Annotated in this window: 15 protein-coding genes; 1 reads left to right on the top strand and 14 read right to left on the bottom strand. The window is 60.8% G+C overall.

The window, feature by feature from the left end; translation table 11 throughout:
* Positions 1–16: 16 nt before the first annotated feature.
* The 7 genes from KW830_RS18615 to KW830_RS18585 all read right to left on the bottom strand — a co-directional run bounded on the left by KW830_RS18615 (position 17) and on the right by KW830_RS18585 (position 6,493).
* A complete protein-coding gene (locus KW830_RS18615; protein WP_218334017.1) occupies positions 17–640 on the bottom strand; it encodes a hypothetical protein in 624 nt (207 codons plus the stop codon).
* A gap of 809 nt (positions 641–1,449) precedes the next feature.
* On the bottom strand, positions 1,450–3,066 hold the full coding sequence (gene guaA, locus KW830_RS18610) for a glutamine-hydrolyzing GMP synthase (protein WP_218334016.1): 1,617 nt from the start codon (positions 3,064–3,066) through the stop codon (positions 1,450–1,452).
* Positions 3,067–3,099: 33 nt separating this feature from the next.
* A complete protein-coding gene (locus KW830_RS18605; RefSeq protein WP_192333074.1) occupies positions 3,100–3,534 on the bottom strand; it encodes a type II toxin-antitoxin system VapC family toxin in 435 nt (144 codons plus the stop codon).
* Positions 3,531–3,791, bottom strand: coding sequence for a type II toxin-antitoxin system Phd/YefM family antitoxin (locus tag KW830_RS18600; RefSeq protein WP_218334015.1), 261 nt, complete (start codon positions 3,789–3,791; stop codon positions 3,531–3,533). The genes KW830_RS18605 and KW830_RS18600 overlap by 4 nt, the downstream gene beginning before the upstream one ends.
* Positions 3,792–3,891: 100 nt before the next feature.
* Positions 3,892–5,367 carry an IMP dehydrogenase gene (guaB, locus tag KW830_RS18595; protein WP_066534967.1) on the bottom strand — a complete coding sequence of 492 codons (1,476 nt, stop codon included), beginning with the start codon at positions 5,365–5,367 and terminating at the stop codon, positions 3,892–3,894.
* 333 nt (positions 5,368–5,700) lie between these two features.
* On the bottom strand, positions 5,701–6,060 hold the full coding sequence (locus KW830_RS18590; protein ID WP_066534970.1) for an RnfH family protein: 360 nt from the start codon (positions 6,058–6,060) through the stop codon (positions 5,701–5,703).
* Positions 6,053–6,493, bottom strand: a complete 441-nt coding sequence (locus KW830_RS18585) for a type II toxin-antitoxin system RatA family toxin (protein WP_066534972.1) — start codon at positions 6,491–6,493, stop codon at positions 6,053–6,055. Before KW830_RS18585 ends, KW830_RS18590 begins: the two co-directional genes overlap by 8 nt.
* A gap of 145 nt (positions 6,494–6,638) precedes the next feature.
* On the opposite strand from KW830_RS18585, the gene smpB reads away from it, so the two are divergent.
* Positions 6,639–7,115 carry an SsrA-binding protein SmpB gene (smpB, locus tag KW830_RS18580; RefSeq protein ID WP_066534976.1) on the top strand — a complete coding sequence of 159 codons (477 nt, stop codon included), beginning with the start codon at positions 6,639–6,641 and terminating at the stop codon, positions 7,113–7,115.
* Positions 7,116–7,339: 224 nt separating this feature from the next.
* Here the strand turns inward: smpB and KW830_RS18575 are convergent, their stop codons facing one another.
* From KW830_RS18575 to rimP, 7 genes are all read right to left on the bottom strand, one after another.
* Positions 7,340–8,437: an enoyl-CoA hydratase/isomerase family protein gene (locus tag KW830_RS18575; protein WP_218334014.1), complete on the bottom strand. Its 1,098-nt coding sequence runs from the start codon at positions 8,435–8,437 to the stop codon at positions 7,340–7,342.
* A gap of 239 nt (positions 8,438–8,676) precedes the next feature.
* Positions 8,677–10,506, bottom strand: coding sequence for a translational GTPase TypA (gene typA / locus KW830_RS18570; protein WP_066534982.1), 1,830 nt, complete (start codon positions 10,504–10,506; stop codon positions 8,677–8,679).
* On the bottom strand, positions 10,503–11,495 hold the full coding sequence (gene truB, locus KW830_RS18565) for a tRNA pseudouridine(55) synthase TruB (protein ID WP_066534985.1): 993 nt from the start codon (positions 11,493–11,495) through the stop codon (positions 10,503–10,505). Before truB ends, typA begins: the two co-directional genes overlap by 4 nt.
* A 4-nt stretch (positions 11,496–11,499) precedes the next feature.
* Positions 11,500–11,877: a 30S ribosome-binding factor RbfA gene (gene rbfA, locus KW830_RS18560; protein WP_066534991.1), complete on the bottom strand. Its 378-nt coding sequence runs from the start codon at positions 11,875–11,877 to the stop codon at positions 11,500–11,502.
* A 6-nt stretch (positions 11,878–11,883) separates the two neighbouring features.
* On the bottom strand, positions 11,884–14,715 hold the full coding sequence (gene infB / locus KW830_RS18555) for a translation initiation factor IF-2 (RefSeq protein WP_066534992.1): 2,832 nt from the start codon (positions 14,713–14,715) through the stop codon (positions 11,884–11,886).
* Positions 14,716–14,738: 23 nt separating this feature from the next.
* Positions 14,739–16,226, bottom strand: coding sequence for a transcription termination factor NusA (gene nusA / locus KW830_RS18550; protein WP_066534993.1), 1,488 nt, complete (start codon positions 16,224–16,226; stop codon positions 14,739–14,741).
* Between the two features lie 76 nt (positions 16,227–16,302).
* On the bottom strand, positions 16,303–16,884 hold the full coding sequence (gene rimP, locus KW830_RS18545) for a ribosome maturation factor RimP (protein ID WP_218334013.1): 582 nt from the start codon (positions 16,882–16,884) through the stop codon (positions 16,303–16,305).
* Positions 16,885–16,916: the final 32 nt, after the last annotated feature.

The following is a 16,916-nucleotide window of genomic DNA, read 5'->3' as shown; positions in this document are numbered from 1 at the left end:
GAGATGGCAAAATAACTCAATCGCCTCGTATTTCTTGCCAATCTGTATTTTCTTCTTTTTTATATTTTTTTGAATCTTCCAGTATTAAATCAATAATTTCCGATGGTCCAGCAATTGCAGTCCCTCCATCTCCATCGTAAACTGAGAGGACCAAAAACTTTAATGGATCTGAAAAATAAACATCGTTTCTCCAATCCGATATACGTTGCTTCCCTAGATCAGATATGTTCTCACCAAACATCCAACCACCTACTTGAATTTGATTAATTATCGAGTAATCAACGCAATCAAATTTCATTAAAATAATAGGCCTTTCTCCTCCATTCTTTATCCTCTGCAGGGATGTTGCATAGAGTGGTTCAACTTCATTATCCTTCCACCACTTTATCAAAATATCTAATTCATTAAATATCTGTCCCGAAGTGTCTTTGCTTGCAATTACTCGCCAATCTTTTCGACGAACATTTTTAACATTGAAATTCAAATCATCCTTTACTAGATCTTCAATTTCAAGTATTAATTCAGACGATAGCTTTTCAATACAAAATGATTTTCTAATTTTTAAAATTGACTCCTCAACTGAGTCCAGCTTATTATTTTCATAACTCATATATTTTCTCTCAGAATATAATTTCTGCATCTTTCTTGCACCATCAAGCCAGAGTTTTTGCGAAAATCGCCTACTAGCATCAGTTAGCCTCGGACGATAGGTCAGTCCGTTAATTTCCACCCCCGCTATCGCGCAACTAACTAGATGCATTACAACGCGCCTCTCGAAACACGGTGCGCCTTGAGAATTTAGTAGAATGAAACCATGCCATGGTTTATCTATACTCGCAGTTCTCCGATACCGCCATTCAGTTTGCCAAACCATAAATAACCAATTTGGCTTAATCTTGCAACAGGTCCGGCCCACCTGCGTCACATCGAATAGCGTTCAGTAACGCAGTTGCAATGGAGTCGTTGCTACAGCAGCAACCAGCCGATGAGTTCCTGCTCAAGACACAGTTAATCTACAACAGTCCCATACTTTCGCCTACGGCCAGTCACTGAAACGCTGCGCCAAGGTCTCGTTGGCGAGGTCTAACCGCAGGATTTCCTTTGATCAGCTTGGGGACATTGATCTACGTCTACAAAACGCTCAGTGCGAACAACCGAACCTGCTGGAATGCCGAAGATAGATTCAGGGTACCCCACAGGCGGATTAGGATAGAGCGTGGCCTCCTCATGGTTGCCCTTTTAATCGTTTTTTGCAGAGTCGATTCAAGAGAACTGAATTTATTGCTCTACGCCTCTCCGACAACGGCGAGCAACAGGTCCGGCAACGCGTCCAAAACTCCATGGACAAACTGCTTTTGATGCATGCCCTACCAAGGGCTCCATAAAAAAGCCCGCAATTGCGGGCTTTTTAATCTGCAGTGGAACGCCAGGCTCCACCAGCCAGCGGGATTATTCCCACTCGATAGTTGCAGGCGGCTTGGTGCTCACGTCATAGGTCACGCGGTTGATGCCACGCACCTCATTGATGATGCGGCCGGACACCTTCTTCAGCAGGCCATAAGGCAGTTCAGCCCAGTCGGCCGTCATGAAGTCGCTGGTCTGCACCGCACGCAGGGCCACCACGTAGTCGTAGGTGCGGCCGTCGCCCATCACGCCCACGCTCTTGACGGGTAGGAAGACGGTGAAGGCTTGGCTGGTCAGGTCGTACCAGCTCTTGCCGGTCTTCTCGTCGATCCAGTTGTTCAGCTCTTCGATGAAGATGGCATCGGCGCGGCGCAGCAGGTCCGCGTATTCCTTCTTCACCTCGCCCAGGATGCGCACACCCAGACCCGGGCCAGGGAAGGGATGGCGGTAGACCATGCCGCGCGGCAGGCCCAGGGCCACACCCAGTTCGCGCACTTCGTCCTTGAACAGGTCGCGCAGCGGCTCCAGCAGCTTCAGACCCAGCTGTTCCGGCAGGCCGCCCACATTGTGGTGGCTCTTGATGGTGACAGCCTTCTTGCTCTTGGCGCCGCCGGACTCGATCACGTCGGGATAGATCGTGCCCTGGGCCAGGAAGGTTGCGCCCTTGCTGCCGGCGTTGGCCGCCTTGAGTTTGGAGGCTTCAGCCTTGAACACATCCACGAACAGGCGGCCGATGATCTTGCGCTTTTGCTCGGGCTCGGACACACCGGCCAGCTCGCCCAGGAACAGATCGGAAGCATCGACACGCACCACCTTGGCGTGCAGCTTGCCTTCGAACATGTCCATGACCATATCGCCTTCGTTCAGGCGCAGCAGGCCGTGGTCCACGAACACGCAGGTCAGCTGGTCGCCGATGGCGCGGTGGATCAGCGCCGCTGCCACCGACGAATCCACGCCGCCGGACAGGCCCAGAATCACTTCCTCGTCACCCACCTGCTCACGGATCTTGACTACTGCTTCTTCGATGTAGTCGCCCATGATCCAGTCAGCCTGCGTGCCGCAGATGTCCAGCACAAAGCGATTGAGCAGCGCCTGGCCTTGCACGGTGTGCGTGACTTCGGGGTGGAACTGCACGGCGTAGTAACGGCGTGCTTCGTCGGCCATGCCGGCGATGGGGCAGCTGGGGGTCGAGGCCATGACCTTGAAGCCGGGAGGCAGCTCGGTGACCTTGTCGCCGTGGCTCATCCAGACCTTGAGCATGCCGTGGCCTTCGGGCGTAACGAAGTCTTCGATGCCCTTGAGCAGTTCGGTGTGGCCATGGGCGCGCACTTCGGCGTAACCGAATTCGCGGCTGTTGCTGCCTTCGACCTTGCCACCCAGCTGGGTGGCCATGGTCTGCATGCCGTAGCAGATGCCCAGCACGGGCAGGCCCAGCTCGAACACGGCGTCCGGTGCGCGGTCGTCCACTTCGTACACGGAAGCATGGCTGCCGGACAGGATGATGCCCTTGAGCTTGCCGTCTGCGGCGAATTCGCGCACCCAGTCGCTGCTCACATCGCAGGGGTGGACTTCGCAGTAGACATGGGCTTCGCGCACGCGGCGGGCAATCAGCTGCGTGACCTGAGAGCCGAAGTCCAGAATGAGGATCTTGTCGTGTTGCATGGTGATCAAGGGCAAGAGGGTGACAAAAAGGGGCTAGAAATCTTCGGGCGCCAGCAGCGTGACGCCGCTTTTGCGGGCGGCAGCCATCTGGGCGGCATCGAATGTGGCAAGTGGCAGGCGCAGCGACTGCGCCAGCCACAGATAGGCGGCATCGTAGGTGGGCAAGCCCGTGTCCAGCGCCACATCCAGCACGGCTTTGTGCTGGGCGGGCGCCAACTCGTGCAGCTCCACCCGGTGGCGTATGGCTTCCAGCACGCCCCACAGGCCTTCGACAGACCCATGCGGAATGCGGCCATTATTCACACCCGAGGCGATCAGATTGCCGCATTCCCACTGCCAGAGGTTGGGGGCTTGCGGATCGACCTCATCGCGGCGGATGCGGGTGTACAGGCGCTCGGTGTGGCGGCTGGCATGCTCGGGCAGCAGCCAGGCGGCGGTAACGGAGGCATCCAGAATGAAAGCACTCATGCCACGCTCCGTCCGGTCTGGCGCAGAGGGGCAGCGTCATCCGCCGCCGTGGCTGGGCGGATGGAGCGCTGCAGCGCCTGGATCTGCTCCAGCTCGCGGGCGATCTGCTCATCGGTGATCACCGGCTTGCGGCGCACCGGCAGCATGCGCACCACTTCCTTGCCGTGGCGTGTGATGCGCACTTCCTCGCCCTGCTCGACCAGTTCGATCAAGGCAGAGAAACGTGTCTTGGCTTCGTAGATGCCGACGGATTGCATAAGGTGGTTGCGCAAAAAGAAAAATCTGGCCTGACGTTGGAGTCAGACCAGATTTTAGCATTCAGACCAGAATTTGCAATCTGGTCAGATTTAGTGGAGCTCAGTCCGCGCGGTAGTTCGGCGCTTCCTTGGTGATCTGCACATCGTGCACATGGGATTCACGGATGCCGGCCGCCGTGATTTCCACAAACTCGGCGCGTTCGTTCATCTCGGCAATCGTGGCGCAACCGCAGTAGCCCATGGAGGCGCGCACGCCGCCGGCCATCTGGTAGACGATGGAAACCATGGAGCCCTTGTAGGGCACGCGGCCTTCGATGCCCTCGGGTACCAGCTTGTCGGCATTGGGGTTGCCGGTGGAGGATTCCTGGAAGTAGCGGTCGGCCGAGCCTTGCTGCATGGCACCGATCGAGCCCATGCCACGGTAGCTCTTGTACGAGCGGCCCTGGTACAGGATCACTTCGCCTGGAGCCTCTTCGGTACCGGCGAACATGCCGCCCATCATGATGGTGGAGGCACCAGCAGCCAGCGCCTTGGCGATGTCACCCGAGAAACGGATACCACCGTCACCGATCAGCGGCACGCCCGTGCCCTTCAGGGCCTGGGCCACGTTGTCGATGGCCATGATCTGGGGCACACCCACACCTGCCACGATACGGGTGGTGCAGATGGAGCCTGGGCCGATACCAACCTTCACGCCATCGGCACCGGCTTCCACCAGTGCCAGCGCAGCCGCGCCGGTGGCAATATTGCCGCCGATCACGTCCACCTGAGGGTAGTGCTGCTTGACCCAGCGCACGCGGTCAATCACGCCCTTGGAGTGGCCGTGTGCCGTGTCTACCACCAGCGCATCCACACCGGCCTTGACCAGCAGTTCCACGCGCTCTTCGGTGCCAGCACCCACGCCCACGGCAGCGGCCACACGCAGGCGACCGGCGGAGTCACGCGCCGCATTGGGGAAGGTGGTCTGCTTGTTGATGTCCTTGACCGTGATCAGACCCTTGAGCTCAAAGGCATCGTTCACCACCAGGATACGCTCGAGCTTGTGCTTGTTCAGCAGCGCCTTGGCCTGAGCCGGGGTGGTGCCGTCTTTTTCATTGACGGTGATGAGCTTTTCACGCGGCGTCATGATCTCGCGGACCTTGACGTCGTAGCGCGTTTCGAAACGCACATCGCGGCTGGTCACAATGCCGACCACCTTGCCGCCGTCGCACACGGGGAAACCGGAGATACCGCGCTCTTCCGACAGCTGCAGCACTTGCAGCACGGTGTGATTGGGGGTGATCACCACGGGATCGTGCACCACACCGGATTCGTGGCGCTTGACCTTGGACACTTCGGCGGCTTGCTGCTCGGCCGTCATGTTCTTGTGGATCACGCCAATGCCGCCTTCCTGGGCAATGGCAATCGCCAGACGCGCTTCTGTCACAGTGTCCATCGCGGCCGAAACCAGGGGCAGGTTCAGCGTGATGTTGCGCGTGAATTGGGTGGAGAGGGAAACGTCCTTGGGCAGGACTTCAGAGAATGCGGGAACCAGCAGAACGTCGTCGAACGTCAGTGCTTTACCGAGAAGGCGCATGTGAAAGCTCCAAAAGAAAGATTGTACCTGCCCTTCGATTCCCTTTGCCAACGGATGGCCCCAGTCCCCATGCATGGCACACCCTGAACTGCCCTGCCCTCCACGCCCGCGGCCGACTTCTGCTAGTGCGGCGCGGCGCCCCTTACGACACAGCACGTCCACATGACTTATGCAAGAACACACCATGCACCCGGCCCGATGCGGGGCCACACCGAAGCCTGGGGACGTGCCGTTCTAAAGTTGAAGGATGGCTCAAGAGATCGTGGAAGGCCATGCCACCCGCCTACAAGAATCAGGCACGGCGCGCACCTGACGCACGGCCTCATCAAGCGATCAGTAGCCTGCCTTGCTGTTCGCTCTGCGCTTGGCAAACAGCCCGGAGCGGCGTGCGCCCTGCTGGGCAAAGCGTTCGCGGCGCGCCACCTTGGGGTCCACTGTCAAGGGGCGGTAGAGCTCCACCCGGTCCCCGGAATGCAGCAGGGTGGCGGCATCGCACACCCGCCCCCAGATGCCGCAAGCCTGCCCTTCCTGCCAAGCCAGGCCAGCCGCCTGCAGGGCGTCGGCCACGGTGGCGGGCGCAGGCAGTTGCAGGCAGTGCTCCTGCACTTCGCCCGGCGCGGGCGAATGGCATACCCACACCGCCAGCTCCGCCGGGGGCGGCGCGACCGCCTCAGATGGGGAATGCTCAGCCATACACGGCTTCGGCACGCTTGATGAAGGCATCCACCATGGAATTGGCGATGCGGTCGAACACCGGCCCGACCAGCGCCGCCAGCGGCGCGGAGTCAAAACCGTAATCCAGTTGCAGCTCGACCTTGCAAGCGCGCTGGCTGCCATCACCTACGGGGTGGAAGATCCAGCGCCCTTCCAGCCGCGAGAACGGCCCTTTGATCAGCCGCATGGCCACGCTGTGGCCTGCTTCGTGTGTGTTGCGGGTGATGAAGGACTTCTTGAGTCCGCCCAGGGACATGCCCACCTCGGCCGTCATGCCCGTGGCGTCCTGCTCCAGCACCTGTGTGTGGGAGCACCATGGCAAAAACTCCGGATAGCGCGCCACATCGGTAACGAGGGCGTACATTTCAGCAGGGCTGTACCAGATCAGGACGGATTTGTGGACGTTTTTCATCAGAGCGCTGCAGGGCCCTGGCGCCCACCGGGAATGATTTCCCTGGCGGCACGACAGACCGTGCGAAACTAGAATTGCATCTTGCGGCAAAGCGCCCATTGTAGAGAGAGCCCTGCTGGCACGGGGCGCACCGTATCAAAGACCCATGGCAACGAAAAAAACCGAAACACCCTCGCGCATTGCAGACAACAAGAAAGCGGCTTTCAATTACTTCTTCGAAGAGCGCTACGAAGCCGGCGTGGTGCTGCACGGCTGGGAGGTCAAGGCCCTGCGCGAAGGCAAGGTGCAGCTGACCGATGGCTACGTCCTCATCAAGGAGGGCGAGATGTTCCTGCTGGGCTGCCAGATCAACCCACTCAAGACCGCCTCCACCCACGTCAACCCCGACGCCGCGCGCATCAAGAAGCTGCTGCTCAAGAAGAACGACATCGAGCGCCTGACGACCAAAGTCGAACAAAAAGGCTACACCCTGGTGCCCATCAACCTGCACTGGAAGAACGGCTTCGTGAAGTGCGACATCGCACTGGCCAAGGGCAAGGCCGAGCACGACAAGCGCGATGTCATCAAGGACCGCGAAGGCAAGCGCGAGGTCGAACGCGCCCTGAAAAGCCGCAACCGCTAAGGCGCACACTCACCCCGCCACAGGCCGCCTTGCGCGGCTTTTTTTGCGCCTGTGTGACAACGTGGCCGTGCATGGCGCGCGGGCTGCCGGCGCCGCATCGGGCATGGTCCAACTGCTGCTGGTGGCTGCGCAGCATCCAGCCACCAATCAGGCAGAAAAAAGCCGCACCTGGGTGCGGCCTCGGTCTGCGGCGCAGCGGCGCCCGCAGCGCCTGCCGTGCCGGCTTACGCGTCTTTCAGCATGGCCAGCGGGTGGGAGTGCGCTGGCCAGGGGCTAACAAAGAAGGCGCGCCACAGCTCCTCGCTCACCTCTTCAATGCGTGGCGGATTCCATTGCGGGTTGTGGTCCTTGTCCACCGCCAGCGCACGCACACCCTCCACGGTCTCACTCTGGCCGGGGCGCAGATAGAAGCAGTGGCGCACCATGTCGCGCTCCATGCGCAGATCGGTGGCCACATCCATGCCGCGCGCGCGGCGGATCTGCTCCAGCACCACATGCAGCATCAGGGGCGAACGCTTGCGCAGCGCCGCCGCCGTGCTCTGGGCCCATTCGCTGCCATCGGCTTCCAGCGTGTCGATGATGGCCTGCACCGTGGGCAGGGCAAACACACGGTCGATATCGGCCGTGCTGCGCACTGTGCCCGGTGCCTGGGCCTGCGTGCGTGCCTGTGCAAAAGCCTGCACCGCCTGCCCGTCGGCAAAGGACTGGGTGGCCAGCGCCTCCCACAGCGCGCCCTGCTCTGCCGTGGGCAGGTAGGCATCGGCCAGCTTGAAGGCGATGGCATCGGCCGCGGTGATGGTGTCACCGGTCAACGCCAGCCACTCCCCCACATGACCGGGGCAGCGCGACAGGAAGTAGCCGCCGCCCACATCGGGGAACAGACCGATGACGGTCTCGGGCATGGCCATCTTGGTCTTCTCGGTCACGATGCGCAGGCTGGCGCCCTGGCTGATGCCCATGCCGCCGCCCATGACGATGCCGTCCATGAAGGCAATATAGGGCTTGGGATAGTTGAAGATCAGGTGGTTGAGGGCGTATTCCTCGGTGAAGAAGTCCTCCAGCTCGGGGTTGCCCGTGCTGCCTGCCGCATGCAGAAAGCGGATGTCCCCGCCCGCGCAGAAGTGGCCGAACACGCCTTCCTTGTGGCTGCCGCGGATCGCCACGGCCAGCACCTTGTCGTCATGCTGCCAGGCCAGCAGCTGGGCCAGCAACGCACGCACCATGCCCAGCGACAGGGCATTGATGGCCTTGGGGCGGTTCAGGGTGATAAAGCCGACCTGGCCACGCACTTCGGCCAGAACGTCTGCGGTTGTCTCTGTCATGGGGGAAATCTCTCCGTAGGGGTTCGCGGATCCGGCGCACGCCACGAGTACTACGGCTGCGCCCGGTCAAACCGGCACGATAACCGAGGATGGTGCCGATTTCTGTCCCCCGCGCGCACCACCGCCAGCGTATTGCGCGATCTGGCCCTGCGGCGGCAGCTATTGCAACCGCAATACCCAAAGAAAAAGGCCGCACAGGGCGGCCTTTGTGTGCAACAGCTGCCGAAGCAGCCGCTGGCTTACGCGTTTTCGCGCGAAGCACGCTTGCGGTCGTGCTCCTTCAGGTGGCGCTTGCGCACGCGCAGGCTGGTGGGGGTGATTTCCAGCAGCTCGTCGTCTTCGATGAATTCCACGCCGTATTCCAGCGACAGCTCGATGGGAGGCGTGATCTTGATCGCGTCTTCCTTGCCGCTCACGCGGAAGTTGGTCAGCTGCTTGGTACGGGTGGCGTTCACCACCAGATCGTTGTCACGGCTGTGGATACCGACGATCATGCCTTCATACACGGGGTCGTTGGGCTTGACGAACATGCGACCACGGTCGTCCAGCTTGCCCAGGGCGTAGGTGAAGATTTCACCGTCGTCCATGGAAATCAGCACGCCGTTCTTGCGGCCGCCGATGTCGCCCTTATGGGGTTCGTAGCTGTCGAAGATGTTGGCGATCAGGCCGGAACCACGGGTCAGGTTCAGGAATTCGTTGGTGAAACCGATCAGGCCACGGGCCGGGATGCGGTATTCCAGACGGACGCGACCGCGGCCATCGGGCTCCATGTTCACCAGCTCGCCCTTGCGCTCGCCCAGGGCCTGCATCACGCCGCCTTGGTGACCTTCTTCGATGTCGGCCGTCACCAGCTCGATAGGCTCGTGGCGGACACCGTCGATCATCTGCATCACCACGCGGGGCTTGGACACAGCCAGCTCATAGCCTTCGCGACGCATTTCTTCCAGCAGAATGGTCAGGTGCAGTTCACCACGGCCGGAGACTTCAAAGATACCGTCTTCGTCGGTTTCCTTGACGCGCAGCGCCACGTTGGAACGCAGTTCCTTTTGCAGACGGTCCCAGATCTGGCGGCTGGTCACGAACTTGCCTTCACGACCTGCCAGAGGCGAGGTGTTCACGCAGAAGTTCATGGTCAGCGTGGGCTCGTCAATCTTCAGCATCGGCAGAGGCTGGGGATTGGCGGGATCGGTGATGGTTTCGCCGATACCGATGTTTTCGATACCGCTGATCAGCACGATGTCCGAAGGACCGGCTTCGGTCACTTGCACGCGATCGATACCCTGGAACTGGTGGATCTGGTTGATCTTGCCGTTGTAAGGCTTGCCTTCCGGACCGGCCATGACCGTCACGCTCTGGTTCACCTTCAGCGTACCTTGGGTGATGCGGCCCACGCCGATACGGCCCACGAACGTGGAGTAGTCCAGCGCCGAGATCTGCATCTGCAGGGGTGCCGAAGCATCGCCTTGCACCGAAGGCACGTGCTCCAGAATGGTGTCGAACAGGGCCGACATGTCGGTACCCCATTGTGCGCCGGGCTCGCCCTCTTCCTTCGAAGACCAGCCGTTAATGCCCGAGGCATACACCACGGGGAAGTCCAGCTGTTCATCGGTGGCGCCCAGCTTGTCGAACAGGTCGAACGCAGCGTTGACGACCTTGTCGGGGTTGGCACCCGGCTTGTCCACCTTGTTCACGACCACGATGGGACGCAGGCCCAGGGCCAGCGCCTTCTTGGTCACGAAACGCGTCTGGGGCATGGGGCCTTCTTGCGCGTCGATCAGCAGCACCACACCGTCCACCATGGACAGGGCACGTTCCACTTCGCCACCGAAGTCCGCGTGACCGGGGGTGTCCAGAATGTTGATGTGGGTGTCCTTCCAGGACACGGCGCAGTTCTTGGCCAGAATCGTGATGCCACGTTCACGTTCGATGGCGTGGTTGTCCATCACCGTGTCCACGACTTTTTCGTGTTCGGCAAAGGTACCGGATTGGCGCAGCAGCTGGTCAACCATGGTGGTCTTGCCATGGTCAACGTGCGCAATGATGGCGATGTTGCGGATTTGTTTGCTCATAAAGTTTCCAAACTGCCGCGCTCTGTGTGCAGCGGCGTGCCTTCCAAAATCTGTTGAATTTCCAGGGGACTGAGCAGGCGGTCAGGAATCAGCTCCCCGCTTGTGACATGCCCCACACCCAACAGGGCACGGGGTTGGTCTCCATACACCGCCACGGCACTGGCATCGGGCCAGTCGCCACGGCGGCGCAAGCCGGACAGGAAACGTCCGGCATCTTGCTCGCCCAATGTGACAGGCACATGGGCATGCAGCAATGTGTCCGCAGGCAGCACATGCTGCATGCGTTCGGCCTCCGGCATATCGATCAGCGCCTGCAGCGTCACGCAGCGTGCAAGATCGATGCCACCGGTATCGGTACGGCGCAGCGCGCGCAGGTGCGCACCACAGCCCAGGGCCTCGCCTACATCCTCGGCCAGCGTACGGATGTACGTGCCCTTGCTGCAGGTCACCACCATTTCAATGGCCGGCTGGCCGTCCTCGTCCTGCGTCAGCGCCAGCTTCAGTGCGTGGATCGTGACCGCGCGCGCCGGGCGCTCGATCTCCACACCCGCGCGGGCGTACTCATACAAGGCCTTGCCGTCTTTCTTCAGGGCGCTGTACATCGGCGGCACCTGCTGGATGTCGCCAGTGAACTGGGCCTGCACGGCAGCCAGACGCTCGGGCGTGATGGACACCAGGTCCACCGGACGCTCGCGCAGCACCGCGCCCTCGGCATCGGCCGTGGTCGTGGTCTGCCCCAGGCGGGCAATGGCGGTATAGGTCTTGGGTGCTTCCAGCTGCAGCTGGCTGAACTTGGTGGCCGCACCAAAGCACAGCGGCAGCACGCCACTGGCCAGGGGGTCCAGGGTTCCGGTATGGCCGGCCTTTTCCGCGCGCAACAACCACTTCACCTTCTGCAAAGCGTCATTGCTGGAAAGGCCCAGCGGCTTGTCAAGCAGCAACACCCCATGCACAGGGCGCCGCTGCACCCGTGTGCGAGGGGCGTTCATCTGCTCAGCCTTCTTCAGGTCCGCGCGACGCCACAGCCTTGGCAATCAAGGCGTTCATGTCGGCCGCACGCTCGGTGGTGCGGTCGAAATGGAAGTGCAGCGTGGGCACGGTATGGATGTGCAGGCGCTTGAACAGGCCGTTGCGCAGAAAGCCTGCGGCCTGGTTCAGTGCCATTTCGGTTTGTTCAGGATCACCCACCAGCAGGCTGAAGTAGACCTTGGCGTGGGCATAGTCGGGCGTCACCTCCACGCTTTGCAGCGTGACCATGCCAACGCGCGGGTCCTTCAACTCGCGGGCGATCAGCTCCGACAGATCGCGCTGGATCTGGTCGGAGACTTTGAAGCTGCGATTGGGCGCAGCGGACTTCTTGCGTGTTGCCATCGGTGATTACAGCGTACGCGCGATTTCCTTGATCTCGAACACTTCGAGCATGTCGTTCTCACGAATGTCGTTGTAGTTCTTGAGCTTGATACCGCACTCGAAGCCTTCCTTGACTTCCTTGACGTCGTCCTTCATACGGCGCAGCGACTCGATCTCGCCCGTGTAGATGACCACGTTGTCGCGCAGCAGACGGAAGTGTGCATTGCGGGTGACGTGACCTTGCGTGATGTACGAACCGGCAATGGTGCCGATCTTCGTTGCCACGAACACGGTGCGGATCTCGGCCATACCGATGATCTCTTCGCGCTTCTCGGGGGCCAGCATGCCCGACATGGCCGACTTCACTTCATCCACGGCGTCGTAGATGATGTTGTAGTAGCGGATGTCCACGTCGTTGCCTTCGGCCGTCTTGCGGGCCTGGGCGTCTGCACGCACGTTGAAACCGATGATGATGGCCTTGGAGGCCAGCGCCAGGTTGACGTCGGATTCCGAGATACCGCCCACGCCGGAGTACACCAGCTGGACCTTGATTTCCTCGGTCGACAGCTTGAGCAGCGAGGCAGCCAGTGCTTCCTGCGAACCCTGCATGTCGGCCTTGATGATGATGGGCAGCGTCTGCACATCGCCAGCGGACATTTCGGCGAACATGTTTTCCAGCTTGGCGGCTTGTTGCTTGGCCAGCTTGGTGTTGCGGAACTTGCCAGCGCGGTAGGTGGCGATTTCACGGGCACGGCGTTCGTCGCTCAGCACCATGAAGTCATCACCGGCCATGGGCACTTCGTTCAGACCCTGGATTTCGACCGGAATCGACGGACCGGCTTCCTTGGTCTGCTTGCCGTCTTCGTCCAGCATGGCACGCACGCGGCCATAGGTCTGGCCTGCCAGCACGATGTCGCCCACCTTCAGCGTACCGGACTGCACCAGCACGGTGGCCACGGTACCGCGGCCCTTGTCCAGCTGTGCTTCGATCACGAGACCCTTGGCAGCGGCATCCACTGGCGCCTTCAGTTCCAGCACTTCGGCCTGCAGCAGCACCTGCTCCAGCAGCTCGTCGATGCCCTGGCCGGTCTTGGACGACACGGACACGAAAGGCGAGTCACCACCGTACTCTTCGGGCAGCACCTCTTCCACCACCAGCTCCTGCTTGACGCGGTCGGGGTTGGCATCGGGCTTGTCCGACTTGGTGATGGCCACCACGATAGGAACACCAGCCGCCTTGGCGTGCTTGATGGCTTCCTTGGTCTGGGGCATCACGCCGTCGTCGGCAGCGGCCACCAGAATCACGATGTCGGTGGACTTGGCGCCGCGGGCACGCATGGCCGTGAAGGCCTCGTGACCCGGGGTGTCCAGGAAGGTGATCATGCCGCGTGGCGTCTGCACGTGGTAGGCACCGATGTGCTGGGTAATGCCACCGGCTTCGCCCGACGCCACCTTGGTGCGGCGGATGTAGTCCAGCAGCGAGGTCTTGCCGTGGTCCACGTGGCCCATGACGGTCACCACAGGAGCGCGGGAGATCATCTCGGCTTCGGAGTTGGACACTTCCTCGGCGGTGAACGCTTCCGGATCGTCCAGTGCAGCCACCTTGGCCACGTGGCCCATTTCTTCCACCACGATCATGGCGGTGTCCTGGTCCAGCGGCTGGTTGATGGTGACCATCTGGCCCATCTTCATCAGCGACTTGATCACTTCGGAAGCCTTGATGGCCATCTTGTGCGCCAGTTCGGCCACAGTGATGGTTTCGGGCACCGAAATCTCCAGCTGGCGGAATTCCTGGCTCTGCTGTTGTTGCTGGTCGTTGCGGTCATTGCCGCGACGGCCACCACGCGGACCACCGCGCCAGTTCGAACGGCCCACGCCGCCCGAGCTGTCGCCACGGGTCTTGATTTCCTTCTTCTTGCCGTTGGCGTCATTGGCCCAGCTGGAGGACAGCTTGGCCGACTTGACTTCCTTGCCACCGCCGTTGCGGTTGCCGGCACCCGCGTTGGCGGTCGCACCGCCGGCGGCAGGCTTGCCATCCTTGGCTGCAGGCGCGGCCTTCTTGGCGTCGGCCGTGGTTGCTGCAGGCTTCTTGGGCTCTTCCGGCTTCTTGGCGACCAGCACCTTCTTGGGAGCGGCCATCATGGCACGGATGGCTTCGGCTTCTGCCAGGGCCTTGCGGCGGCGCTCGTCCAGATCCTTGGCACGTGCGGCTTCTTCCGCAGCGCGCTGGCGGGATTCCTCGTCGGCCTTGGCACGGGCTTCGGCCTGTGCCGAAACGCGGGCTTCCTGGGCGGCCACAGCTTCTGCAGCGGCTTCCTTCTTGGCTTCCTTTTCCTGGCGCACCTTGGCAGCTTCGGCTTCGGCATAGGCACGGGCGCGCTCTTCGGCTTCGCGCTCGCGGCGCACCAGCTCTTCGCGCTCTTCGCGTTCCTTGCGTTCGGTCACCAGTGCTTCTTCCTGCTTGCGCAGGTCTTCCACTTGCAGGCGGGCCTCTTCCTCACGGCGGGCCAGTTCGGCCGCAGGGCGTGCAGCCTGGGCGGCAGCTTCGGCCGGGGTTTCGTCGCGTTGGATGAAGGTGCGCTTCTTGCGCACTTCCACCTGAATGGTGCGGGCCTTGCCAGTGGCATCGGCCTGCTTGATCTCACTCGTCGATTTTTTGGTCAACGTAATCTTCTTGCGGTCAGCACCTTCCGCGCCATGGCTGGCCTTCAGGAAGCTGAGTAGTTTTTGCTTGTCCGATTCGGTCAAAGGATCTGCAGACGTGGCTTTGGCCACACCTGCGGACTTCAGTTGTTCGAGCAGGGTCTCGGGGGTTTTCTTGAGTTCGGCGGCAAACTCGGCGACTGTATTCAACGACATATTTCCTACTTACCTCCGTACCCTTACTCTTCACCCTGCGTGAACCAGTGCTCGCGCGCCTTCATGATCAGCGCCTTGGCTTCATCAGCGGTCTGACCGGTCAGTTCGGTCAGCTCGTCGATGGCCAGGTCAGCCAGATCATCACGGGTTTGCACACCACCAGCAGCCAGCTTGGCCACCAGATCCGGTGTCAGGCCTTCCAGATCACGGAGATCCTGGGAGACATGGGCCACGCTCTCTTCCTTGGCGATTTCCATCGTCAGGAGTGCATCCTTGGCACGTGCACGCAGTTCGTTGACGGTTTCCTCGTCGAACGCCTCGATTTCCAGCATTTCGGCGATGGGCACATAGGCCACCTCTTCCAGGCTGCTGAAACCTTCGTCAATCAGGATGCCGGCGAATTCCTCATCCACGTCCAGCTTTTCCATGAACAGCTTGCGGGCGGAGTCGGTTTCCACAGCCTGCTTCTGGGCAGACTCGGCGGCATCCATGATGTTGATCTTCCAACCTGTCAGGTCGGAGGCCAGACGCACGTTCTGACCACCACGGCCGATGGCGATGGCCAGGTTTTCCTCGTCCACCACCACGTCCATGGCGTGCTTTTCTTCATCCACCACGATGGACGACACGTTCGCAGGCGCCAGGGCGCCGATCACGAACTGCGCAGGGTCTTCCGACCACAGCACGATATCCACGCGCTCGCCGGCCAGCTCATTGGTCACGGCATTGACGCGCGAACCACGCACGCCCACGCAGGTACCGATGGGATCCACGCGCTTGTCATGGGAGATCACGGCGATTTTCGCACGGCTGCCCGCATCGCGTGCGCAGCTCTTGATTTCCAGCAGACCTTGCTCGATTTCCGGCACTTCGTTGCGGAACAGCTCGATCATGAATTCCGGTGCGGAACGCGACAGGATGATGGGAGCGCCACGCAGCGTCAGGTCCACTTCCATGATCATGGCGCGCACGCGGTCGCCGTTGCGCAGGTTTTCCTTGGGGATCATTTCCCCACGGCGCAGACGGCCTTCCACACGGCCGGATTCGACAATGATGTCGCCCTTGTCCATGCGCTTGACCGTGCCGGTGAAGATCTTTTCGCCACGGGCCATGAATTCGTTGAGCAGCATTTCGCGCTCGGCGTCACGGATCTTCTGCAGGATGACCTGCTTGGCGGCCATCGCACCGATACGGCCGATGGGCAGCGATTCGATCTGCTCTTCAATGAACTCGCCCACCTGGATGCCGGGCACGCGATCTTCCGCGTCCATCAGCATTTCTTCGGCATCGGGGTTTTGCAGACCGGCGTCATCCGGCACCACCACCCAGCGGCGGAAAGTGTCGTAGTCGCCGCTGTCGCGGTCGATCGCCACACGAATGTCCACTTCACCTTCGTACAGCTTCTTTGTGGCTTGCGCCAGCGCTTGTTCCACCGCGCCGAAAACCACATCGTGCTCGACATTCTTTTCACGCGAAATGGCTTCCACCAACATCAACAGTTCGCGATTCATGCGACGACTCTCCTATTTTCTTTCCAAGAGGAGGCACCCACAGCGCCTTCCTTGCCCAAACGATGACGATCCAGCCTTACTCCGGCTTGGCCGCGCGCCCTTTGAAATTGACGATGGGCGCCAGCCGCGCTTCACGCAACTCGTCGAACGTGAAGCCCAGCGCCTGCAGTGGCGGCGCTTCACGCTTTTTACTCACTCGTACCCCAGGCTTGATGGGAGGGGCATCGCTCCAGACGATCTGCCACCCACCGCCTTCGGCGCGCTCCAGCGTGCCGCGGAATTTCTTGCGATTGGCATTGATGCTGCCGGTCGCCGCCTCGCCAATGGCTTCCTTGAGCGTCAAGTCCACCTCCTGGCCTTCAAAACGGATGAAGTCCTGCTCGTGGCGCAGCAAACGGTCGATGCCGGGCGACGAAACTTCCAGGCGCTTGTAATCGGCGCCATCGACTTCCAGCGCAAACTGCAGTTGGCGTGTCACACGTTCGCAGTCTTCGACGGTGATGAACTGCTCCAGCAGCGGCGCAGCCTGGCCCTCGGCCGGCGGCGCCCAAGGCAAATCAATCGTAATACGCAACAGCCCGCCTGCGGTGCGTTCGATCTCGACCAGGTCGTAGCCCAGACCTGTCACGGTTTCTTCAACGATTTGCTGTAATGCCACGTGTATTCAGTTCAATCCCGGAAGTACAAAAA

The organism is Comamonas sp. CMM03, assembly GCF_019218715.1.
GTDB lineage: Bacteria > Pseudomonadota > Gammaproteobacteria > Burkholderiales > Burkholderiaceae_C > Comamonas > Comamonas terrigena.
The sequence above is the reverse complement of the archived record's forward strand: the minus strand, read 5'-3'. Positions and strand labels throughout refer to the sequence as shown.